21 protein-coding genes, 1 pseudogene and 1 other annotated feature are annotated in these 22,228 nt (G+C 59.4%); of the genes and pseudogenes, 11 read left to right on the top strand and 11 right to left on the bottom strand.

The features are described from left to right. Positions 1-79: 79 nt before the first annotated feature. The 3 genes from EKL15_RS15360 to topA form a co-directional block, all read right to left on the bottom strand. Entirely contained in the window at positions 80-316 is a 237-nt protein-coding gene (locus tag EKL15_RS15360; RefSeq protein ID WP_100395854.1) for a hypothetical protein, read from the bottom strand. A gap of 99 nt (positions 317-415) precedes the next feature. Then, positions 416-1,390, bottom strand: a complete 975-nt coding sequence (gene cysB, locus EKL15_RS15355; RefSeq protein WP_004930690.1) for an HTH-type transcriptional regulator CysB — start codon at positions 1,388-1,390, stop codon at positions 416-418. A gap of 360 nt (positions 1,391-1,750) precedes the next feature. Further along, entirely contained in the window at positions 1,751-4,348 is a 2,598-nt protein-coding gene (gene topA / locus EKL15_RS15350; RefSeq protein WP_038881773.1) for a type I DNA topoisomerase, read from the bottom strand. A 427-nt stretch (positions 4,349-4,775) separates the two neighbouring features. Here topA and EKL15_RS15345 point away from each other — a divergent pair, with 427 nt between their 5' ends. Continuing rightward, complete coding sequence (locus EKL15_RS15345) at positions 4,776-5,027, top strand: YciN family protein (RefSeq protein ID WP_004930700.1); 252 nt, start codon at positions 4,776-4,778, stop codon at positions 5,025-5,027. A gap of 51 nt (positions 5,028-5,078) precedes the next feature. On the opposite strand, the gene sohB is transcribed toward EKL15_RS15345, so the two are convergent. Then, the gene (sohB, locus tag EKL15_RS15340; RefSeq protein WP_038877302.1) at positions 5,079-6,125 is read right to left on the bottom strand and encodes a protease SohB; all 1,047 of its coding nucleotides are present in this window, start codon (positions 6,123-6,125) and stop codon (positions 5,079-5,081) included. 359 nt (positions 6,126-6,484) lie between these two features. Here sohB and EKL15_RS15335 point away from each other — a divergent pair, with 359 nt between their 5' ends. Both EKL15_RS15335 and cobO read left to right on the top strand, forming a co-directional pair. Then, positions 6,485-7,246, top strand: coding sequence for a YciK family oxidoreductase (locus EKL15_RS15335; RefSeq protein WP_100395699.1), 762 nt, complete (start codon positions 6,485-6,487; stop codon positions 7,244-7,246). A 13-nt stretch (positions 7,247-7,259) separates the two neighbouring features. Then, positions 7,260-7,850 carry a cob(I)yrinic acid a,c-diamide adenosyltransferase gene (gene cobO, locus EKL15_RS15330; RefSeq protein ID WP_033647573.1) on the top strand — a complete coding sequence of 197 codons (591 nt, stop codon included), beginning with the start codon at positions 7,260-7,262 and terminating at the stop codon, positions 7,848-7,850. Between the two features lie 38 nt (positions 7,851-7,888). Here cobO and rluB read toward each other — a convergent pair whose 3' ends face one another. From rluB to EKL15_RS15300, 6 genes are all read right to left on the bottom strand, one after another. Next, positions 7,889-8,794, bottom strand: coding sequence for a 23S rRNA pseudouridine(2605) synthase RluB (gene rluB, locus EKL15_RS15325; protein ID WP_025303042.1), 906 nt, complete (start codon positions 8,792-8,794; stop codon positions 7,889-7,891). Positions 8,795-8,989: 195 nt separating this feature from the next. Then, a complete protein-coding gene (locus EKL15_RS15320; RefSeq protein ID WP_060439817.1) occupies positions 8,990-9,484 on the bottom strand; it encodes a DinB family protein in 495 nt (164 codons plus the stop codon). Positions 9,485-9,547: 63 nt separating this feature from the next. Next, positions 9,548-10,354, bottom strand: a complete 807-nt coding sequence (locus EKL15_RS15315; protein WP_100395698.1) for an alpha/beta fold hydrolase — start codon at positions 10,352-10,354, stop codon at positions 9,548-9,550. 148 nt (positions 10,355-10,502) lie between these two features. After that, positions 10,503-10,862, bottom strand: coding sequence for a Rap1a/Tai family immunity protein (locus EKL15_RS15310; RefSeq protein WP_016927523.1), 360 nt, complete (start codon positions 10,860-10,862; stop codon positions 10,503-10,505). Between the two features lie 115 nt (positions 10,863-10,977). Beyond that, a complete protein-coding gene (locus EKL15_RS15305) occupies positions 10,978-11,598 on the bottom strand; it encodes an L-threonylcarbamoyladenylate synthase (protein WP_049232951.1) in 621 nt (206 codons plus the stop codon). A 47-nt stretch (positions 11,599-11,645) separates the two neighbouring features. Next, the gene (locus tag EKL15_RS15300; RefSeq protein ID WP_049232948.1) at positions 11,646-12,527 is read right to left on the bottom strand and encodes a PHP domain-containing protein; all 882 of its coding nucleotides are present in this window, start codon (positions 12,525-12,527) and stop codon (positions 11,646-11,648) included. A gap of 252 nt (positions 12,528-12,779) precedes the next feature. Further along, positions 12,780-12,883 (top strand) — a sequence feature (Trp leader region). A 24-nt stretch (positions 12,884-12,907) separates the two neighbouring features. On the opposite strand from EKL15_RS15300, the gene EKL15_RS15295 reads away from it, so the two are divergent. The 6 genes and pseudogenes from EKL15_RS15295 (at position 12,908) to EKL15_RS15265 (ending at position 20,001) form a co-directional block, all read left to right on the top strand. Further along, positions 12,908-14,470: an anthranilate synthase component 1 gene (locus tag EKL15_RS15295; RefSeq protein WP_070913655.1), complete on the top strand. Its 1,563-nt coding sequence runs from the start codon at positions 12,908-12,910 to the stop codon at positions 14,468-14,470. Continuing rightward, positions 14,470-16,066: pseudogene (gene trpD, locus EKL15_RS24690) on the top strand (bifunctional anthranilate synthase glutamate amidotransferase component TrpG/anthranilate phosphoribosyltransferase TrpD). The gene EKL15_RS15295 and the pseudogene trpD overlap by 1 nt, the downstream one beginning before the upstream one ends. A 3-nt stretch (positions 16,067-16,069) precedes the next feature. Continuing rightward, positions 16,070-17,431, top strand: coding sequence for a bifunctional indole-3-glycerol-phosphate synthase TrpC/phosphoribosylanthranilate isomerase TrpF (trpCF, locus tag EKL15_RS15280; protein ID WP_100395853.1), 1,362 nt, complete (start codon positions 16,070-16,072; stop codon positions 17,429-17,431). 41 nt (positions 17,432-17,472) lie between these two features. Next, entirely contained in the window at positions 17,473-18,663 is a 1,191-nt protein-coding gene (gene trpB / locus EKL15_RS15275; protein WP_033634762.1) for a tryptophan synthase subunit beta, read from the top strand. Beyond that, complete coding sequence (gene trpA / locus EKL15_RS15270) at positions 18,663-19,469, top strand: tryptophan synthase subunit alpha (RefSeq protein ID WP_038877280.1); 807 nt, start codon at positions 18,663-18,665, stop codon at positions 19,467-19,469. Before trpB ends, trpA begins: the two co-directional genes overlap by 1 nt. A gap of 217 nt (positions 19,470-19,686) precedes the next feature. After that, entirely contained in the window at positions 19,687-20,001 is a 315-nt protein-coding gene (locus tag EKL15_RS15265) for a BON domain-containing protein (RefSeq protein WP_025303053.1), read from the top strand. Positions 20,002-20,045: 44 nt separating this feature from the next. Here EKL15_RS15265 and ompW read toward each other — a convergent pair whose 3' ends face one another. Then, positions 20,046-20,678 (bottom strand): outer membrane protein OmpW, encoded by a 633-nt coding sequence (gene ompW, locus EKL15_RS15260; protein WP_019452715.1) that lies wholly within the window; start codon positions 20,676-20,678, stop codon positions 20,046-20,048. Positions 20,679-20,964: 286 nt separating this feature from the next. Between ompW and EKL15_RS15255 the strand changes: the two genes are divergently transcribed. Together EKL15_RS15255 and EKL15_RS15250 are read left to right on the top strand one after the other, a co-directional pair. After that, a complete protein-coding gene (locus EKL15_RS15255) occupies positions 20,965-21,405 on the top strand; it encodes a YkgJ family cysteine cluster protein (protein ID WP_033634766.1) in 441 nt (146 codons plus the stop codon). A gap of 34 nt (positions 21,406-21,439) precedes the next feature. After that, complete coding sequence (locus tag EKL15_RS15250; protein WP_100395696.1) at positions 21,440-22,192, top strand: YciC family protein; 753 nt, start codon at positions 21,440-21,442, stop codon at positions 22,190-22,192. Positions 22,193-22,228 lie beyond the last annotated feature (36 nt).

Below are 22,228 nucleotides of genomic sequence, written 5' to 3'. Positions count from 1 at the left end.
GCGCCGCCAAGGGGTTAGGCAATGCGCCAACAAAAACGCCGCGACGAGGCGGCGTTTTGGCTGGGAAGATTTCGCGGCTTTAGCGGGGTTTACGCACCAGGCGGCGACAGACTATTAGGACAACCGCCGCAATGATGGCAGAGACACCCAATTTAATGGCAATGACAACCGAGTCGAAATTATTCATCCCTATTTCACCATCACCGCTAATTTCTATGTTGTTGGAAACGAATCTGTCGAAAATGCCGTCTGGTAGGTAGCGCAGCAACAAAAGGGTGAGCAACAAGAACAGAACAATCCAGAGACTTTTTTTCATCGTGATACCACGCATTTACGGTAATCAGTACGGATTTCCGGGCTAAAAAAACCCGGTTAGGCAGGCGCCTAACCGGGATTGATTTGATATCGTCGATGGTTACTTAATCGGCAGTTTGATGTCCTTGAACATCGCTTCGATCTCTTCGTTGGAGCGCAGCGCCACCGCGCTGTCTACCACATCGCGCGTCAGGTGCGGCGCGAAGCGCTGAATGAAGTCGTACATGTAGCTGCGCAGGAAGGTGCTGCGGCGGAAACCGATCTTGGTGGTGCTGTAGGTGAAGATATCACGCGCATCCACCGTCACCAGATCCGGATCCTGCACCGGATCCACCGCCATGCTGGCGATCACCCCCACCCCCAATCCCAGACGCACGTAGGTTTTGATCACGTCGGCGTCGGTGGCGGTAAAGACAATGCGCGGCGTCAGGCCGGCGCGGTTGAAGGCGGTATCCAACTCCGAACGCCCGGTAAAGCCGAAGGTGTAAGTGACGATCGGGTAAGCCGCCAGCTCTTCAATGCTGATGCTGCTTTTGCCCGCCAAAGGATGATCGGGCTTCACGACTACCGCGCGGTTCCAGTGGTAGCACGGCAGCATGATGAGATCGTCGTACAGGTGCAGCGCTTCGGTAGCGATGGCGAAATCGGCGGTCCCTTTGGAGACCGCTTCGGCGATCTGCGTCGGCGAGCCCTGATGCATGTGCAGCGAGACGCGCGGGTAACGCTCGATGAAGCCTTTGATTACGTTAGGCAAAGCATAGCGAGCCTGGGTATGCGTGGTGGCGACGTACAGCGAGCCTTTGTCCGGGTAGGTGTGTTCACCGGCGACGGCTTTAATGGCGTCGACCTTGGACAGCACTTCACGTGCGATGCGAATGATTTCCTGGCCAGCCGGGGTGACCTGGGTCAGGTGTTTGCCGCTGCGGGCGAAAATCTGGATGCCCAGCTCATCTTCGAGCATGCGCACCTGTTTACTGATGCCGGGTTGCGAGGTATAGAGCCCTTCTGCCGTCGAGGAGACATTCAGGTTGTGGTTAACCACTTCCACAATGTAACGAAGCTGCTGCAATTTCATATCTTATACCATCCTAGGTTAAACACTGCGGCTTACCCGCAGCCAGGTATATCGGTGTCGCCCCGGTATGCTGAAAGTCACAAGCCATAAACACCGTGTTTTACCCTGATGGTGAAGAAAACGCCGTTGTTAATAAGCTTTAATAATAAAAAAACTTTTTATATAACCACTATACCACGTTGCAGCTTCAAGTATAGATCCGCGTCACACTATGATAACGATTATTTTGCATTGGTATCAACGTGAAACGGCGGTGGCGGAGGGATAAAAACAGCAAAGGATAGATCCGTTTGTCCCTTTTCACCAATAAAAAAACCAGCCGCCGGGGCTGGTTTTCATCTTACTGGCAGGACAGCGGCCTTACTTCTTGCCTTCGACCCACTTGCCGTCCACGTAGAACGCGGACCAACCGGTCGCCTTGCCATCTTTTTCAGAAGAGACGTACTGCTGTTTGGTTTTACGGCTGAAACGCACCAGCGTTTTATTGCCTTCGGCATCCGCCACCGGCGCATCGGCCAGATAGCGCAGCTTCTCCGGCAGGCGATCCTTGAAGCGAGCCAGCTCTTCCACCAGCGGCGCACGGGTCTCGCGCGATTTAGGGAAGGTGTTGGCCGCCAGGAACACGCCGGCAGCGCCGTCACGCAGGACGAAATAGGCGTCGGACTTCTCGCACGGCAGCTCCGGCAACGGCACCGGATCTTCCTTCGGCGGCGCGACATCGCCGTTACGCAGTATCTTGCGGGTGTTTTTACAGTTCTCGTTGGTACAGCCCATGTACTTGCCGAAACGCCCCATTTTCAGGTGCATTTCCGAGCCGCACTTGTCGCATTCCACCACCGGGCCATCGTAGCCTTTCAGGCGGAACTCGCCCTCTTCGATTTCATAGCCGTCACACGCCGGGTTGTTACCGCAAACGTGCAGCTTGCGCTGGTTGTCGATCAGGTAGCTGTCCATCGCCGTACCGCATTTCTTGCAGCGACGGCGGGCGCGCAGCGCGTTGGTTTCCGCGTCGTCGCCTTCGAGGATATTGAGCACTTCCGCTTCCGGCACCAGATTGATGGTGGTTTTGCAGCGCTCCTTCGGCGGCAGCGCATAGCCGGAACAGCCGAGGAACACGCCGGTGCTGGCAGTACGGATACCCATCTTGCGGCCGCAGGTCGGGCAGTCGATGCTGGTCATCACCATCTGGTTAGGCCGCATGCCGCCTTCTTCCGGATCTTTCTCCGCCGTTTCCAGCTGCTCGCTGAAGTCGACGAAGAACTCGTCCAGCACCGCTTTCCACTCGGCCTGGTTGTTGGCGACCTCATCGAGGCCGTCTTCCATGCGCGCGGTGAAGTCATAGTTCATCAGCTCGCGGAAGTTTTCTTCCAGGCGATCGGTGACGATCTCACCCATTTTCTCGGCATAGAAGCGGCGGCTTTCCACCCGCACATAACCGCGATCCTGAATGGTCGAGATGATGGAGGCGTAGGTGGACGGACGGCCGATACCGCGTTTTTCCAGCTCTTTCACCAACGAGGCTTCGCTATAGCGCGCCGGCGGCTTGGTGAAGTGCTGGCTCGGGATCAGTTTCTGCAGATCCAGCTCGCTGCCGATTTCGACGTATGGCAGGGTGCGATCTTCATCGCCCTTGCGCAGCGCCGGCATCACCTTGGTCCAGCCGTCAAAGCGCAGCGTACGGCCCTTGGCGCGCAGCTGATAATCGCCGGCCTTCACCGTCAGCGTGGTGGAATCGTATTGCGCCGGCGTCATCTGGCAAGCGACGAACTGTCGCCAGATCAGCTGATACAGCTTCTGCGCGTCCGCTTCCATGTCTTTCAACTGTTCGGCGAGCACGTTCACGTCCGAAGGACGGATCGCTTCATGCGCTTCCTGCGAATTCTCTTTGCTGCTGTACTGATTTGGCGCCTTCGGCAGGTATTTGTCGCCGAAGTTGTCGCCGATATAGCCACGCACCATGTTGAGCGCATCCTGGCTCAGGTTGGTGGAATCGGTACGCATATAGGTGATGTGGCCGGCTTCATACAGCCGTTGCGCCATCATCATGGTTTTCTTCACGCCGAAGCTCAGGCGGGTGCTGGCGGCCTGTTGCAGCGTGGAGGTAATGAAAGGCGCGCCCGGTTTGCTGCTGGTCGGTTTGTCTTCGCGATCCAGCACCGTGTAACGGGCTTTTTCAAGCAGTTTGACCGCGGCGTGAGTCTGCTCGCGGTTGACCGGCTTGAACGGTTTGTCGTGCGCATGGGTCACTTCCATCTGCAGCGCGGTTTCGCCCTTCGCCAGCAGATCGGCATGCAGCTCCCAGTACTCTTCCGGCACGAAGGCCTTGATGTCGCGTTCGCGCTCGACCACCAGGCGCACCGCCACCGACTGCACGCGGCCGGCGGACAGGCCGCGGGCGATTTTCTTCCACAGCAGCGGCGAGACCATATAGCCCACCACGCGGTCCATGAACCGGCGCGCCTGCTGCGCGTTGACGCGGTCAATGTTCAGCTCGCCCGGCTGTTTGAACGCCTGCTGGATCGCGTTTTTGGTGATTTCGTTAAACACCACGCGGCTAAAGCGTTTGTCATCCCCACCGATCACTTCCCGCAGGTGCCAGGCGATGGCTTCCCCTTCGCGGTCAAGGTCGGTTGCGAGATAAATGTGGTCGGCGTTTTCCGCCAACGATTTTAACTCGGCGACCACTTTTTCTTTACCCGGCAGGATTTCATAATGCGCTTTCCAGCCGTGGTAAGGGTCGACGCCCATGCGATTTACCAGCGCCGCCTTCTCATCTTTTTTAACTTTTTTCTTGGCTTTGTCTTCGGTTGAGTCAGCGCTCTTTTTGCTGGCTGAGCCACTGGTCGGCAAATCACGGATATGACCGACGCTGGACTTCACCACGTAGTCACTTCCTAAATATTTATTAATAGTTTTGGCTTTTGCCGGGGACTCAACTATTACGAGAGCTTTACCCATATTTACCTTTACCTAATTTATTTCTTCTAAAAAGAAGTCTTTTATCTCGCCGTGCCGCGGCAATTCGTGTCTCTTTTTTTATATTGCGGCAGTCTGGCAAGAGATCAACAGATTTTTTTCTTTTGGTTGCCCAACTGCTCAACCTGAACGCAAGTTGTTGATCCTGCCTGCTATTCACCCATGCCCCAGAAGTATGGCTGTGTGAGTTTTATTCATGGCGTAAACAAAACCTTCCACCCGACGCCGCAAAATCCCACACTGTACCTGATAAAAAGCGTCACGCAACTTAATTAGCACGGAAAGACCGATTTCGCCAACCGGCGGCCGCCCATGGCCATCCAGACGGCAAATAAACCTTAGTCGGTTTGCGGATAAAAGCGAACCGGCGTTAGAATATGCGCAGAGTTTTTAGTTTGGAGTCTAATAAATGCGCACAAATACTGCCCCTATCGGCCGCGAGGCCCTGCTGGCGGAAGCAAATAACATCATCCGCCAACACGAAGATTATCTGCACGGCATGATCGCCACCGACGTTGAACAAAAAAGCGGCGTTTTAGTTTTCCGCGGCGAATACTTTTTGGATGCCGATGGATTGCCCACCGCCAAAACCACCGCGGTATTTAATATGTTTAAACATTTGGCCCATCTGCTTTCGGAAAAATACCACCTGGTCGATTGAGAAAAGAAAACGGGGGCAGCTGGCCCCCGTTGATTCACGCTATCGCCGCCGTTACAGCAGCGGCTTTTCACCACGCTGCCACCAGCGCAACAGCAAGCGATCGACGCTTTCCGCCGCGCTGCCGGTGAAGCGATCCATCAGGCGTTTGCGGCGCGTATAGCGCACGGCGATCACTTCGTGGTTATCCAGCTCGGCGATCAGCAAGTCATCGCTGGTGCCGATGGCGTCGATCAGCCCCTTCTCTTTCGCCTGTGAACCGAACCAGTGCTCACCGGTGGCGACGCTGTCGATGTCCAACGACGGGCGCTGCTCATGCACGAAGCGTTTGAACAGCTCGTGGGTTTCGTTCAGATCTTCGCGGAACTTCTCGCGCCCCTGTTCGGTGTTTTCGCCAAACAGCGTCAGCGTGCGTTTGAACTGCCCGGCGGTGTGCAACTCAACGTCGATGTCGTTCTTCTTCAGCAGGCGGTGGAAGTTCGGGATCTGCGCCACCACGCCGATGGAGCCGATGATGGCGAACGGCGCCGCCACGATGCGATCCGCGACGCAGGCCATCATGTAGCCGCCGCTGGCCGCCACTTTATCCACCGCTACCGTCAGGCGAATGCCGCCTTTGCGCAGGCGCTCCAGCTGCGAGGCCGCCAGGCCGTAGCCGTGCACCACCCCGCCCGGGCTTTCCAGGCGCAACAGAACTTCATCCTGCGCCGACGCTACCGCCAGCACCGCCGAGATCTCTTCGCGCAGCGAGGTCACCTCGTGCGCGTCCATGCTGCCCTTGAAGTCCAGCACATACAGGCACGGCTTAGTCACTTCCACCGCGCCGGACTTGGCGCGCTGCTTCTTCAGCTTGTCGTCGGCCTTGGTCTGCTTCTTGAACTGTTTCAGCCAGACCTTCTGCTCGGCGGTATCCATACGCGCCAGGCGCATATCACGCTGCATCTCGCGATACTGTTCACCGAGATCGGTCAGCTGCAGCTCCCCTTTCTGGCGGTTCTTGCGTTGCCCCAAACTGACCGCCAGGATGGCCAACGCGGCGATGGCGAGCACCACCGTGGCGACCTTGGCCAGAAACAGGCCATAAACAGATATAAACTCCACAGATTCCGCCTTTATTTACAGGTTGTTAGTATGCTTCTTTCCATTTTAGCCAACCGCAGCGGCTGCTGTCGCGGCTAAATGAAAATTCATTGCGCACGGATCATCACTATGGGGACGATTCAAGGCCGAACCAAGGCGCCGCCGCCGTGCTTTTGTTACAAAAGAATGCCATTTCAGCCTGCTACGCATTGAAAATGCCCACGGATTAAGGCATATAACACCCATTATTCATCAATACGATGAGACGGATTCGCTGCGCGGCCCGCAGACGGTCGAGCCTTCGCTCCCGCCCCGGCCGCGCGTTTCACCCTTGCTCCCCGATATTCGCGGGAGAACAGCCACCCAGGCGAGGATTTATCGTGCATTACCAACCCAAACAAGATCTGCTCGAACAACGTATCATTTTGGTCACCGGCGCTGGCGACGGCATCGGCCGTGAAGTGGCGCTGACCTACGCGCGCTTCGGCGCTCAGCTGGTGCTGCTGGGGCGCACCGAGAGCAAGCTGCTGGCGGTACAACAAGAGATAGCGGCCCAGGGCGGCGCCCCGGCCCGGGTAGTGACGCTGGACTTGCTGCACGCCACTCCGGAGCGATGCCGGCAGATAGCCGACGATCTGGCGAGCCAGATCCCCCGCCTTGACGGCGTTCTGCACAACGCCGGCCTGCTCGGCGACATCGCGCCGATGGCCGACCTGTCGATGACCATGTGGCAAGAGGTGATGCAGGTTAACGTCAACGCCACCTTTATGCTGACTCAGGCGCTGTTGCCGCTGTTGCTGAAATCCCACGCCGGTTCGCTGGTGTTCACCAGTTCCAGCGTCGGGCGCACCGGCCGCGCAGACTGGGGTGCCTATGCGGTGTCGAAGTTCGCCACCGAGGGCATGATGCAGGTGTTGGCCGACGAGTATAAAAACCGCAACTTGCGGGTGAACTGCATCAATCCGGGCGGCACCCGCACCAAAATGCGCGCATCTGCCTTCCCGCACGAAGACAAGAACAAGCTGAAAACCCCGGCCGATATCATGCCGCTGTATCTGTATCTGATGGGCGAAGACAGCCGCCGCAAAACCGGCATGAGCTTCGACGCGCAGCCGAACCGTAAACCCGGCGCGGCCGAATAATAAGGAGCGTTTCATGGCGGAAGATCGTCATCAACAGCGCCAGCAGCGCCTGAAAGAACAGGTCGATGCCCGCATCGCCGCCGCGCAGGACACGCGCGGCCTGCTGCTGGTGTTTACCGGCAACGGCAAGGGTAAAACCACGGCCGCCTTCGGCACCGTCACCCGGGCGGTTGGCCACGGCATGCGCGCCGGGGTGATCCAGTTCATCAAGGGCGAGTGGCCCAATGGCGAAAAAAACCTGCTGCAGCAACACGGCGTTGAATTCCAGGTGATGGCCACCGGTTTTACCTGGGAGACGCAGAATAAAGCCGGTGATACCGCCGCCTGTCAGGCGGTGTGGCAGCATGGCAAACGCATGCTGGCCGACAGCAGCCTGGATCTGGTGCTGCTGGACGAAGTAACCTACATGCTGACCTACGGCTATCTGGAACTGGAAGAGCTGAAGGCAGCGTTGCTGGAGCGCCCTGCGCACCAAACGGTGATCTTGACCGGGCGCGGTTGCCATCGCGATCTGCTGGAACTGGCGGATACGGTCACGGAGATGCGGCCGGTGAAACACGCGTTCGATGCAGGCGTGAAGGCGCAACAGGGGATCGATTGGTAACAAAAAGTTCTGGCCCCGAACGGGGCCAGAATGAGGGATTAGCTGCGTTTGCTTGGCTTGCCCGGTTTACCCGGCTTGCTGCCTGGCGCACTGCGGCGGCCGCTGCCGGCCACCTGAGAGTGGCGCTTGACCGCGCGGCGGATCTGGTTGGCCTTCACGCGGCGGCGTTCACGCTCCACCGGCATTTTGCTGACCGTTTCCGGCTTCAATTCCACCAGCTCGCGCAGGTAGTTGATCGCCGGCAGATCCAGCTCGGCCCAGCCGCCGCGCGGCAGGCCTTTCGGCAGATCGATGTCGCCGTAGCGCACGCGGATCAGGCGGCTCACCTGCACACCCACCGCTTCCCACAGGCGACGCACTTCACGGTTACGGCCTTCGGTCAGGGTCACGTTGTACCACTGGTTGAGGCCTTCTCCGCCCTGGAAGCTGATGGTGCGGAAGGCGGCCGGGCCGTCTTCCAGCTGCACACCCTTGCTCAGCTGCTTCACTTTCGCATCGTCAACCTGGCCGAACACGCGTACCGCGTACTCGCGCTCCACTTCACGGCTCGGGTGCATCAGACGGTTGGCCAGTTCGCCATCGGTGGTGAACAGCAGCAGACCGGAGGTGTTGACGTCCAGTCGCCCTACCGCCACCCAGCGCGAACCGCGCAGCTTCGGCAAGCGATCGAACACCGTCGGGCGGCCTTCAGGATCGCTGCGGGTACACAGCTCGCCTTCCGGTTTGTAGTAAGCCAGCACCCGGCAAACCACCTCTTCGGATTCTTTGATCGACAGGACATGACCGTCCAGACGAATTTTCATCGCCGGTGTCACTTCAACGCGATCGCCCAGCTTGGCGACCTTGCCGTCGACGCTGACGCGCCCGGCTTCAATCATGGTTTCGATTTCACGACGCGAGCCATGCCCGGCGCGCGCTAAAACTTTCTGTAACTTTTCGCTCATTGAGCAACCTCTAATGTCGCCTTCACAGGCGTCGGGGGGATAACCGCCGCGGCCAAGCGCCACCACGGTAATAATACGTTTATCAGGATCGAACAGCGCATTATACAGGCTTTCTAAGGTGTTGAAACCCACTTTATCGGTGGGTTTCGGCCACCGCATCTCCTGTCTGCGTTATGTTGGTATAGCGTTCGACGATTAAGCTACACCCCCATCGCGTACAAACACGGTCAAAACATCCTGTGGCGCTTTGACAGCACTTTCAGTAATCAGCCATCCCACCGCACCACGGTGGTAGCAGCCATGGTGTTCAACGTGCGCCAACATTTCCCGTCGCAGCATATCCCCAGGGCCGCCGTCGACGAAGGTAAAATGAATGCGCTCATCCAGTTGCGCTTCGCTCAGCGAAGCGATATACGCGAGGTAGCGACGATCGCTGGCCAACATCGCCTCTTCCAGCGCTTCCAACGTTGGGGTTTCTTGGGTGTTCAACGCCGTATAGCCATGGCGTTGTCCTTGCAAATTGGCGATAAAAATCTGATCGACGACATAGATATGATTCATCAAGCGAAGCATCAAATGACGCTGCTTAGGCCAAGCATCGGCGTCCACTTTTCGAATGGCGGCGAAGGCCTCCGCATCCGCCCATTGCTTATAATTGAACAGTTGCTCCAAGTGCTTTTTCAATGACATTATGACCTCTTAATTCAGGGGTGCCGTAACGATTTCGACAGCCAGTATAATAGCGCCATCCTGTTATTTTAGGGCGATGGACAAAAAATCCTCCACCGCCCACAGCACCGCGTCGGGCCGTTCCAGAATGCCGAGGTGAGTACGAGCCTCCCCTAACCGTACCACGGAGAAAAACGGCTGCTCGGCGGCAAATGCCTGCTGCTGCCGCAGATAGTCGTCGCGGCGATCCAACGAGTAAATATGCCGGCACGGCGGCGGCGCGCTCATTCCCGCCAGGCGTTGCAGCGGCGAGCCGAATTGCCGGTAGGCCTGTTCGATGGCCACACCGGCGGCACGCCAGAGCCGGTAATCTTCCTGTGCCATCTCGACCTCCAGATGGCGTTTGACCCGATCGTGGCGGATGCCGCCCTGCCAGAAGTCGAACAAGGCGTCGCGCGCCGCCAGCCACTGCTGCGGCTGCTGCATACGGCTCACCGCCGTAAAGAACGCCGGTTCCGGCTGCGTCATGATCCAGTCGAGAAACACCATGCCCCGTATCCGCTGCGGCAACGCTTCGGCCAACGCCACCGCCAGCCAGCTGGCATGCGCCACCGACAGGGTGATCACGTTGTCCAAACGCAGCACCGTCAGCAGCTGACGCACATCTTCCAGCAAATCGTCCGCCGCCAGCGACATCCCCGCCGCTTTTGACGACAGGCCGTGGCCGCGCCAGTCGATGCTGATCACCCGATAGCGTTCGGCGGCCAGAGCGATGAACGGCTCAAATACGGTTTTCGGCTCGCACCAGCCGGGCAGCAACACCAACGTGAGCGGCCCTGAGCCGATATCCTGATAGTCGAGCATCATGTTGGCGCTGTGAAATGCGGTCATATTACCTCCTGCGCGTCTCTCCCCGACCCGTTCGGGAAATACCGACGGGGATAAGGTGACAGCGCAGCAGGCATTGATCTATTGAAGTTCGTGCGGAAAGAGTCCGAGCGCACCTTATGAAAAAATGCGCACGAATTGGAATAGGAACTTAATGGCGGACGCAGGGATAGGCGGCGCTTAACGCCAGCATGATCACCGACGGTGCGGAATAATGCAGCTGCTCAGGATGCTCGTTCAAATATTGCATCACCGCGTCGGCGGCTACGCCGATGCTCATCCCGGCTTCGGGGCAAATATTGCGATTGCCCTGCATGGAGTAGGTATCGAATACGCCGGCGACGTATCCCATGAACATGCCGCCATTCAGCGCTTCGGCCACGGTGGCTTCACCGCTTTTATTTTTTACGTAACCGCCGGATTCCGCCAGCAAACCGCTGCCCGAATAAAACCCCGCATTTGCCATTGAGGAAAATAATAAGGCCGCTAAAAAAGAAACCTGTTTAATCATTGCTGCGCATCCTGCCCATTATCAATTCTGAAGTATTCAAGAATAGCGGCTTTCATGCGAAATAGCGTCGCTTCAGCCGATTTTCAGACAATGGGCAAGGTGGCAACAATTGACATCAACGGAAAGGCGCCGCGTCACCCGCCCCTTCACGCACCACTTCCGGTGAGGATTCGGTCAGATCGATAACCGTCGTCGGCTGTTGGCCGAGGAAGCCGCCGTGGATCACCAGATCGACCACCTTGCCTAGATGATCGCTGATCTCTTCCGGATCGGACTCGGCAAAGTCATTGCCCGGCAGCATCAGCGTGGTGGACATCATCGGTTCGTTCAGCGCCTCCAGCAGCGCCAATGCGATCGGGTTCGACGGCACGCGCAGGCCGATGGTTTTGCGCTTGTCATTCATCAGACGGCGCGGCACTTCTTTGGTCGCTTTCAGAATAAAGGTGTAGTTGCCCGGCGTATTGTTTTTGATCAGGCGGAACGCCGTATTATCGACGTGCGCATAGGTCGACAGCTCGGAAAGATCGCGGCACATCAGGGTAAAGTTGTGGTTGCCGTCCAGCTGACGGATGCGGCAAATGCGCTCCATCGCCGCCTTCTCTTCCAGCATGCAACCCAGCGCATAGCCGGAATCGGTGGGATAAACGATCACCCCGCCCTTGCGCAGCACGTCAACCGCCTGGTTAATCAAACGCGGCTGCGGGTTGTCCGGGTGAATATAAAAAAGCTGACTCATGACTTGCTCCTAAAATGATGCCCGCGCGCGTTGCCACGCGCGTAAAATCAGACCGCCTCGCCCGGCTGCGGCCAATCGCGCCACACCGGCTCAACGCCGCCCGGCAGCCACAGTTTGCGGCCCAGTTCGATCCACGAACAAGGCTGATGAAAATCAGAGCCTTGCGAGGCCAACAGGCGGTAGTCCTGGGCATATTTCGCCAATTGCGAGCGCTCATGCGGCGCCTGCTGACACTGCGCCACTTCCATGGCGTCGCCGCCGTGTTCGGCGAAATACGCCAGCAAACGTTTCAACCACTTCGCGGTCAGATCGTAACGGCCGGGATGTGCCATCACCGCCTGACCGCCCGATTGATGAATCGCATCAATGGCTTGTTCTATTGTACACCACTGCGGCGGCACGTAGCCGGTTTTGCCCTTGGCCAGGTATTTCTTGAACACCTGCGCCATGTTGTCCGCCACGCCAATCTCCACCAGGTAACGGGCGAAATGGCCGCGGGTCACCGCACCGGCCCCCGCCAACCTCTGGGCGCCGGCATAGGCGTCGGGAATGCGCGCCTTGCCCAGACGCACGCCGATCTCCTGCGCACGGCGATTGCGGCGTTCGGTTTGTTCCGCCAATAGCGCCACCAGCGCCGGGTGCGCGACGTCCATGCCCAATCCAACGATATGGATCTCATGATTTTCCCACAGCGTCGAGATTTCCACCCCGTTGACCAACCGCAGCGGCAACGCCTGCTCCGCAATGGCGGCGGCGGCCTCGGCCAACCCGGCGGTGGTATCGTGATCGGTGATCGCCAGCACGCCCACGCGCATCTCGACCGCCCGCTGCACCAGCTGCGTCGGCGTCAGGTAGCCGTCGGAGGCGGTCGTGTGGCTGTGGAGGTCGTACAGAGTAAAAGCGGTCGATTGGGGGTTACTGTCTGTCAAAACGGCTATCCGGCAATGGCTTGGATTTCTATCATACCCGCGATCGGCGGCCGGACGGAAATCTATTCTGTCCTGGCCGCAGGCGCCGGGCGGATGATGAATAGAATTCACGCTGACCGCTAAAACATTGTGCAAAAAGAGGGTTGACTTTGCTGCCTCGAACCAGTTAACTAGTACACAAGTTCACGGCAACGGCCGTGTCAGATGAGCGTTAACAGAGAGAGTCGGCAAATGAACAAATATATTTCTCTTCACGGTTGGTGGCGTACCTCCCTCTTGCGGGCGGTGTAATCGCGCATAGCTGTCATCTGACAATGCAGATTTCCTGAGCCCGCACCTGATGCGGGCTTTTTTATGGACAGAATTCACTGGAACCACCGATGATGAACACCAAACCACAACTGACATTGCTGAAGGCGCAAGCCAGCTACCGGGGCGACCCCACCACCATTTTCCACCAGCTGTGCGGTGCCCGTCCGGCCACCCTGCTGCTGGAATCGGCGGAAATCAACAGCAAACAGAATCTGCAGAGCCTGCTGGTGATTGACAGCGCGCTGCGCATTACCGCACTGGGTCATACCGTCAGCGTGCAGGCGCTGACCGCCAACGGCGCAGCGCTGCTGCCGCTGCTGGACGAAGCGCTACCGCCCGAGGTGCGCAATCAGGCGCGCCCCAACGGCCGCGAACTGACCTTCCCGGCGATCGACGCGGTGCAGGACGAAGACGCCCGCTTGCGCTCACTGTCGGTGTTCGATGCGCTGCGCACGCTGCTGACCCTGGTGGACTCCCCGGCGGACGAGCGCGAAGCCGTGATGCTGGGCGGCCTGTTTGCCTACGATTTGGTCGCCGGTTTCGAAGACCTGCCGGCGCTGCGCCAGGATCAGCGCTGCCCGGACTTCTGCTTCTATCTGGCGGAAACCCTGCTGGTGCTGGATCACCAACGCGGTACGGCCCGTCTGCAGGCCAGCGTCTTCAGCGAGCAGGCGAGTGAAGCGCAGCGTTTGCAGCAACGTCTGGAACAGCTGCAGGCCGAATTGCAACAAACCCCGCAGCCGATCCCGCACCAAACGCTGGAGAACATGCAGCTGAGCTGCAACCAGAGCGATGAAGAGTACGGCGCGGTGGTCAGCGGGCTTCAGGAAGCGATCCGTCAGGGCGAGATTTTCCAGGTGGTGCCGTCGCGCCGCTTCTCCCTGCCGTGCCCGGCGCCGCTGGCGGCCTACCAGACCTTGAAAGACAACAACCCCAGCCCGTACATGTTCTTCATGCAGGATGATGACTTCACCCTGTTCGGCGCTTCACCGGAGAGCGCGTTGAAATACGACGCGGGCAATCGCCAAATCGAAATCTACCCGATCGCCGGCACTCGTCCGCGCGGCCGGAGTAAGGACGGTTCGCTGGATCTGGATCTCGACAGCCGCATCGAGCTGGAAATGCGCACCGACCACAAAGAGCTGGCCGAGCACCTGATGCTGGTCGATCTGGCGCGCAACGATCTGGCGCGCATCTGCCAGGCCGGCAGCCGCTACGTGGCCGACCTGACCAAGGTGGACCGCTATTCGTTCGTCATGCATCTGGTTTCCCGGGTGGTGGGCACTCTGCGCGCCGATCTCGACGTGCTGCACGCCTACCAGGCCTGCATGAACATGGGCACCCTGAGCGGCGCGCCGAAAGTGCGGGCGATGCAGCTGATCGCCGCCTCCGAAGGCACACGCCGCGGCAGCTACGGCGGCGCGGTGGGCTACTTCACCGCCACCGGCGATCTGGATACCTGCATCGTCATCCGTTCCGCCTACGTTGAAGACGGCATCGCCACCGTGCAGGCCGGCGCCGGCGTGGTGCTGGATTCCATCCCGCAGGCGGAAGCCGACGAAACCCGTAATAAAGCCCGTGCCGTGCTGCGCGCCATCGCCACTGCGCACCATGCCAAGGAGGTGTTCTGATGGCCGATATCCTGTTGCTCGACAACGTCGACTCCTTTACCTACAACCTGGTCGATCAGCTGCGCGCCAGCGGCCACCAGGTGGTGATTTACCGTAACCAGATCGCCGCCGAGGTGATCATCGAACGCCTGGAGCACATGACCCAGCCGGTGCTGATGCTGTCGCCCGGCCCCGGCACGCCGTCCGAAGCGGGCTGCATGCCGGAACTGCTGCAGCGCCTGCGCGGCCGGCTGCCGATCATCGGCATCTGCCTCGGTCACCAGGCGATCGTCGAAGCCTACGGCGGCCAGGTCGGCCAAGCGGGCGAGATCCTGCACGGCAAGGCCTCGGCGATCGTTCACGATGGCGCAGGCATGTTCGCTGGCATGGCCAACCCGCTGCCGGTGGCGCGCTACCACTCGCTGGTCGGCAGCAATATCCCGGCCGATCTTACCGTCAACGCCCGTTTCGGCGAGATGGTGATGGCGGTGCGCGACGACCGTCGCCGCGTATGCGGCTTCCAGTTCCATCCGGAATCGATTCTGACCACCCATGGCGCGCGCCTGCTTGAGCAGACCCTGGCCTGGGCGCTGGCGAAGTAATATAAGGAACACGACGATGCAACCTATTCTTGAGAAACTGTACCGCGCCGAGTCGATGAGCCAGCAGGAAAGCCAACAGCTCTTCAGCGCCATCGTGCGCGGCGAACTGGAGCCGAGCCAACTGGCGGCGGCGTTGATCAGCATGAAAGTTCGCGGCGAGCGCCCGGAAGAGATCGCCGGCGCCGCCAAAGCGCTGCTGGACGACGCTCAGCCGTTCCCGCGCCCTGACTACCCGTTCGCCGATATCGTCGGTACCGGCGGCGACGGTACCAACAGCATCAATATTTCCACCGCCAGCGCCTTCGTGGCGGCGGCGTGCGGCGCGAAGATCGCCAAGCACGGCAACCGCAGCGTTTCCAGCCGCTCCGGCTCCTCGGATCTGCTCGCGGCGTTCGGCATCCGTCTGGATCTGCCGGCGGAAGAAGCGCGTAAGGCGCTGGACGATCTTGGCGTGTGTTTCCTGTTCGCGCCGCAGTACCACACCGGTTTTCGCCACGCCATGCCGGTGCGCCAGCAGCTGAAAACCCGCACGCTGTTCAACGTGCTGGGCCCGCTGATCAACCCGGCGCGCCCGCCGCTGGCGCTGATCGGCGTTTACAGCCCGGAACTGGTGCTGCCAATTGCCGAAACCCTGCGCGTGCTGGGTTATCAGCGTGCGGCGGTGGTTCACGGTGGCGGCATGGACGAGGTGGCGATCCACGCCACGACGCACGTGGCGGAATTGAACAACGGCGAAATCAGCAGCTACCAGCTCACTCCGCAGTCCTTCGGATTGGAAACCTATCCGCTGGAAGCCTTGCTGGGCGGCACGCCGGAAGAAAACCGTGACATTTTGGCGCGGCTGTTACAAGGTAAAGGCGAGCCGGCGCACGCCGCGGCGGTCGCGGCCAACGTCGCGTTGCTTCTGAAGTTATTCGGACATGAAGACCTGCGCCAAAATGCGCGGCAGGCACTGGATATGATCAACAGCGGGCAGGCCTATGAGCGTGTCATCGCACTGGCGGCAAGAGGATAAATGATGCAGGAAACCGTGCTACACAAGATTGTCCGCGACAAAGCGCAATGGATCGCGGCGCGACAACAGCAACAGCCCCTGGCCGGCTTTCAGAATGACATCGTACCGAGCGAACGCAGCTTCTATCACGCGCTGCAGGGCACCCGGACGGCTTTCATTCTTGAATGCAAGAAGGCCTCGCCTTCCAAGGGACTGATTCGCGAGAACTTTGATCCGGTGGAGATCGCCACAGTCTATAAAGATTTCGCCTCGGCGATCTCGGTGCTGACCGACGAGAAATACTTCCAGGGCAGCTTCGATTTCCTGCCGCTGGTCAGTAAAACCGTCAGCCAACCGGTGTTGTGCAAAGACTTTATCATCGACCCGTATCAGATTTATCTGGCGCGCTACTATCAGGCCGATGCCATCCTGCTGATGCTGTCGGTGTTGACCGACGAGCAGTACCGCCAGCTGGCCGCGGTGGCTCACAGCCTGAACATGGGCGTGCTGACCGAAGTGATCAGTGAAGAAGAGCTGCAGCGCGCGATCGCGCTGGAAGCACGCGTGGTCGGCATCAACAACCGCGATCTGCGCGATCTGAGCATCGACCTGAACCGCACCCGTCAGCTGGCGCCGCGCGTGCCGCATGGCGTGACGGTGATCAGCGAGTCGGGCATCAACAACTACGGGCAGATCCGCGAGCTGAGCCATTACGCCAACGGTTTCCTGATCGGCAGCGCGCTGATGTCGGAAACCGATCTGCGCGCCGCCGTGCGCCGCGTGATCCTGGGCGACAATAAAGTGTGCGGCCTGACCCGTCCGCAGGACGCCGCCGCCGCCTATCAGGCCGGCGCCATCTACGGCGGGCTGATTTTCGTTGGGCGTTCACCGCGCTATGTGGACATCACCCGCGCCCGCGAAGTGATCTCCGGCGCGCCGCTGAAGTACGTCGGCGTGTTCTGCGACGCCCAGGTCGATACCGTGGCGTTGACTGTTGAGCGCCTCGGGCTGCATGCGGTGCAATTGCACGGCGCGGAAGACCAGGCCTATATCAGCGCCCTGCGCGCCCGCTTGCCGGCCGATTGCCGCATCTGGAAAGCGCTGAGCGTGAAAGATCGGGTGCCGGCGCGCGATCTGCAGCATGTCGATCGCTATCTGCTGGACAACGGCGCCGGCGGCACCGGCCAACGCTTCGACTGGTCGGTATTGCAAGGCGAAGATCTGACTAACGTGATGCTGGCGGGCGGCCTGCGCGCCGACAACTGCGTCGATGCGGCCAAGCTCGGCTGCGCCGGGCTGGACTTCAACTCCGGCGTGGAAAGCGAACCGGGCATCAAAGATCCCGCGCGCCTGGCCTCGGTCTTCCAGACCCTGCGCGCCTACTGAATACGGCTCTATATTAATAACGGATAATAACGGGAACTCTCATGACGCTGCTTAACCCCTACTTCGGCGAATTTGGTGGCCAGTATGTGCCGCAAATTCTGATGCCGGCCCTGAAACAACTGGAAGAAGCCTTTGTCAGCGCCCAGCGCGATCCGGCATTTCAGGCAGAATTTATCGATCTGCTGAAGAACTACGCAGGCCGCCCGACGGCGCTGACGCTGTGCAAGAACCTCACCGCCGGCAGCAACACCAAGCTTTATCTGAAGCGTGAAGACCTGCTGCACGGCGGCGCGCACAAGACCAACCAGGTGCTGGGCCAGGCGTTGCTGGCCAAGCGCATGGGCAAAACCGAGATCATCGCGGAAACCGGCGCCGGCCAGCACGGCGTCGCGTCGGCGCTGGCCTGCGCGCTGCTCGGCCTGAAGTGCCGCATCTATATGGGCGCCAAAGACGTCGAGCGCCAGTCGCCGAACGTGTTCCGCATGCGGCTGATGGGCGCGGAAGTGATCCCGGTGCACAGCGGCTCCGCCACCCTGAAAGACGCCTGCAACGAAGCGCTGCGCGACTGGTCCGGCAGCTATGAAACCGCGCACTATATGCTTGGCACCGCCGCCGGCCCGCACCCGTACCCCACCATCGTGCGTGAATTCCAGCGCATGATCGGCGAAGAAACCAAAGCGCAGGTGCTGGAGCGCGAAGGCCGCCTGCCGGATGCGGTTATCGCCTGCGTCGGCGGCGGCTCCAACGCCATCGGCATGTTCGCCGACTTTATCGATGACGCCGACGTTGGGCTGATCGGGGTGGAACCCGCCGGTCTGGGCATCGAAACCGGCCAGCACGGCGCACCGCTCAAGCACGGCCACGTCGGCATCTACTTCGGCATGAAGGCACCGATGATGCAGACCGCCGAAGGCCAGATTGAAGAGTCCTATTCGATTTCCGCCGGGCTGGACTTCCCGTCCGTCGGGCCGCAGCATGCCTACCTGAACAGCACCGGCCGCGCCGAATACGTGTCGATCACCGACGACGAAGCGCTGGAAGCGTTCAAGGCACTGTCGCGCCATGAAGGCATCATCCCGGCGCTGGAATCCTCACATGCCCTGGCGCACGCGCTGAAAATGATCCGTGAAACGCCGCAGAAAGAGCAGATCCTGGTGGTCAACCTGTCCGGCCGCGGCGACAAAGACATATTTACCGTTCACGACATTTTGAAAGCACGGGGAGAAATCTGATGGAACGTTATCAGCAACTGTTCACGCGTCTGGAAAGCAGCAAGGAAGGCGCCTTCGTCCCGTTCGTGACGCTGGGCGATCCTAATCCGGCGCTGTCGCTGCAGATTATCGACACCCTGATCGAAGCCGGCGCGGACGCGCTGGAGCTGGGCATCCCCTTCTCCGATCCGCTGGCGGATGGCCCGACCATCCAAAGCGCGACGCTGCGCGCCTTCGCCGCCGGCGTCACGCCGACCCAGTGCTTCGAGATGTTGGCGGCCATCCGCCAGAAGCACCCGACCATTCCCATCGGCCTGCTGATGTACGCCAACCTGGTGTTCCATAAAGGCATCGATGCGTTTTATCAACGCTGCGCCGAAGTGGGCGTGGATTCGGTGCTGGTCGCCGACGTGCCGTTTGAAGAGTCTGCGCCGTTCCGCGCCGCCGCCGCGCGCCACGGTATCGCACCGATCTTCATCTGCCCACCGAACGCCGATGACGATCTGCTGCGTGAAATCGCCTCGCACGGCCGCGGCTACACCTATCTGCTGTCGCGCGCCGGGGTGACCGGCACCGAAAGCCGGGCTCAGCTGCCGCTGCATCACTTGGTGAACAAACTGCGCGAGTATCACGCCGCGCCGCCGCTGCAGGGTTTCGGCATCTCCGAACCCGAGCAGGTGAAGGCCGCGCTGCAGGCCGGGGCCGCCGGCGCGATCTCCGGCTCGGCAATCGTCAAAATCATCGAACAGCACCATGCCAACCCGGCGGAGATGCTGACCAAGCTGGCGGCCTTCGCCAGCAGTATGAAGCGCGCCACCCGGGCGTGATCCTCTCCAGCGAGCGCCCCGCCGGCGCTCGCTTTAACAGCTTGTTTCCCCTCAAAGTTTATTCCATTTATTTACAGCAAAAATTTGAACAAACTCAGGTCTTGTCTCACAATGAAGTTTGTTCGCTATGCATTTCTTCGTTTGATTTGGGGAATGCGCTCGCTGCGGCGAAAAACCGTAGCGAATTTCAACCATAACATTGCATGGAGAGTAATTTATGAAGCTGTTTAAAACCCTTTCAGCCTTGTGCATGGCAGCCGTTGTGGCGGTCGCGGTGAGCGCTTGCGCGCCGACGGCAAAATCAGAGGGAACGGGCGGTTATATCGATGACACCGTAGTCACCACCAAAGTGAAATCGGCACTGTTGGCGGATAAAAACATCAAGTCGCGCGAGATCAGCGTGGAAACCTTTAAAGGTCGCGTGCAGCTGAGCGGCTTTGTGACGTCCAGCGATGATGCCAACCGTGCGGTGCAGGTCACACGCGGCGTGGCCGGTGTGAAATCGGTTGAAAACGTAATGCAGATTAAATAATACCGACACAGGGAGGCGCAACGCCTCCCTGATTGCGGCCTTCATCAGAAGCGATAACCCGCCCCGAACATGAACACCCACGGATCCAGACGCGTATCGAAGCTGTGGTGCCCGCCATTCGCATCGTTGAAGCGAGTTTTGGTTTCGATGTTCATCCACCACACCGACATGTTCAGCATCCAGTGCTCATCCAGGTTGTAATCCAGGCCGGCCTGCGCCGCCACACCCCAGGAGTCTTTCAGGTCGAGGTTGCTCAACCCGGCGCTTTTGCCGTAGTCGTTGAACTTCTCGTCGAAGAAGGTGGTGTAGTTAACGCCGACGCCCAGGTAAGGCCGCAGTTTGTCCTGCTTGTCGCCGAAGTAGTATTGCGCCATCAGCGTAGGCGGCAATTGGTGAACGGTCGCCAGATCGGTGCCGCCCAGCGTAACCTTGTGGCGGAATGGCGTTGCGGCCAACAACTCAACGCCGATGTTGTCCGTCACCATGTAACCGAAGGTCAGACCGAGCTGGGTGTTGTTTTTCGCATCCAGCGAACCCAACCCCAATACGTTGTCCGAACCCGCATTTGGACGCACCGTCGCGGTGCCCGCACGGAACAGGAAATCACCGGCCTGATGCGCACTTGCCAACATAGGCGCCATCATCGTCGCCAATACCACCAGAGTTGTCTTTTTCATTATCCATTCCATTTGTGTGGTTAATCGCTCGAGGGGGAATATACCTACTTTCGGGTATTTGTGATCCCATCGAGATCACATCTTATGTGTAAAAATTTAAAATCCCACTAAAAACAAGGTTACCTAACCGCTTAATAAATCAAGGATTGATCTGCATCAAAAAATCGATTTTGTTGCAAATTATCTACATGTTCAAATTTCGGTTGCGGAGAAAAATGCGGCTGAGGTAATTTCATTTTCCGTGTTGGTTTTGGTTGGTGCCGTAAGGAGTCGGTGGGCAATCAAGATGAGCGAAATCCTTAATCCCTGTGTCAGCTGCGGCGCATGCTGCGGTTATTTTCGAGTGTCATTCTATTGGGCCGAAGCCGAAGACGGCGGCGGCACCGTTCCTCTTTCCTTAACGGAGCCTTTGACCCCGTTCCTGCGCTGCATGCAGGGGACCAACAGCAAGTCCCCCCGCTGCAACGCGCTGGACGGCGAGATAGGCAAAGCCGTGTCCTGCTCGATCTACCTCAATCGGCCCAGCCCGTGCAGAGAGTTCGATCAGTCCGGTGAAAACGGCCTGCGCAACGAAGCCTGCGATCGCGCCCGGGAACGCTACGGGCTGCCGCCCCTGCCGGTGCCCCTGCCGCTCTCGCTGCCTGAGACGACGATCGTTGAAGAAATAGGCGTAGTGCAATTCGCGGGGTGCCACAGCGGCGTGGAACAGGGTACAATCACCCACTGATTTATCTCTGTTTTCCCGACGCCAAGGAGTCTGCATGCCTATCACGGCCAACGCTTTGTACCGTGACAGTTTTAACTTTTTACGCAACCAACTGGCCAGCATCCTGATGCTGGCGCTGTTGACGGCGTTTATTTCCGTGCTGCTGAATCAGGCCTTCAGCCCCGATGCCGAACAGCTGGCGACGCTCGCTGCCACCACCAGCGATTTCGCTTCGTCTACCGGCATGGGCATTCAGGAAGTGATCCAGCAGATGACGCCGGAACAGCAGATGGTGTTGCTGAAAGTGTCGGCGGCCGCCACCTTCTCCGCGCTGGTCGGCAACGTGCTGCTGGTCGGCGGGATGCTGACGCTGATCCGTCTGGTGTCGCAAGGGGAACGCACCAGCGCCCTGCGCGCGCTCGGCACCTCGGCGCCCGATCTGCCGCGTATGCTGCTGCTGCTGTTTATCTGCACCCTGCTGATCCAGCTCGGCCTGACGCTGTTTGTGGTGCCGGGCGTGCTCATGGCGATCGCCTTCGCGCTGGCGCCGGTGATCGCCTCCGTCGATAAAAAAGGCGTGTTCGCTTCGCTCAAGCTGAGCAGCAAGTTGGCCTTCGCCAATGCGCGCGTGATCGTGCCGGCGATGATGCTGTGGCTGGCGGCCAAGCTGCTGGTGCTGTTTTTGGTGAGCCATCTGTCGGTGCTGACGCCGAACGTCGCCAGCGTGGTGTTGACCGCGTTGAGCAACCTGGTGTCTGCCCTGCTGCTGATCTACCTGTTCCGCCTGTACATGCTGCTGCGCGGCTAACGCCGACGCAACCAAAACCCAAGGGGCACGCTTCGG

Source organism: Serratia sp. 4542, assembly GCF_016805595.1.
GTDB classification, from domain to species: Bacteria; Pseudomonadota; Gammaproteobacteria; order Enterobacterales; family Enterobacteriaceae; genus Serratia; species Serratia nevei.
The sequence above is the reverse complement of the archived record's forward strand: the minus strand, read 5'-3'. Positions and strand labels throughout refer to the sequence as shown.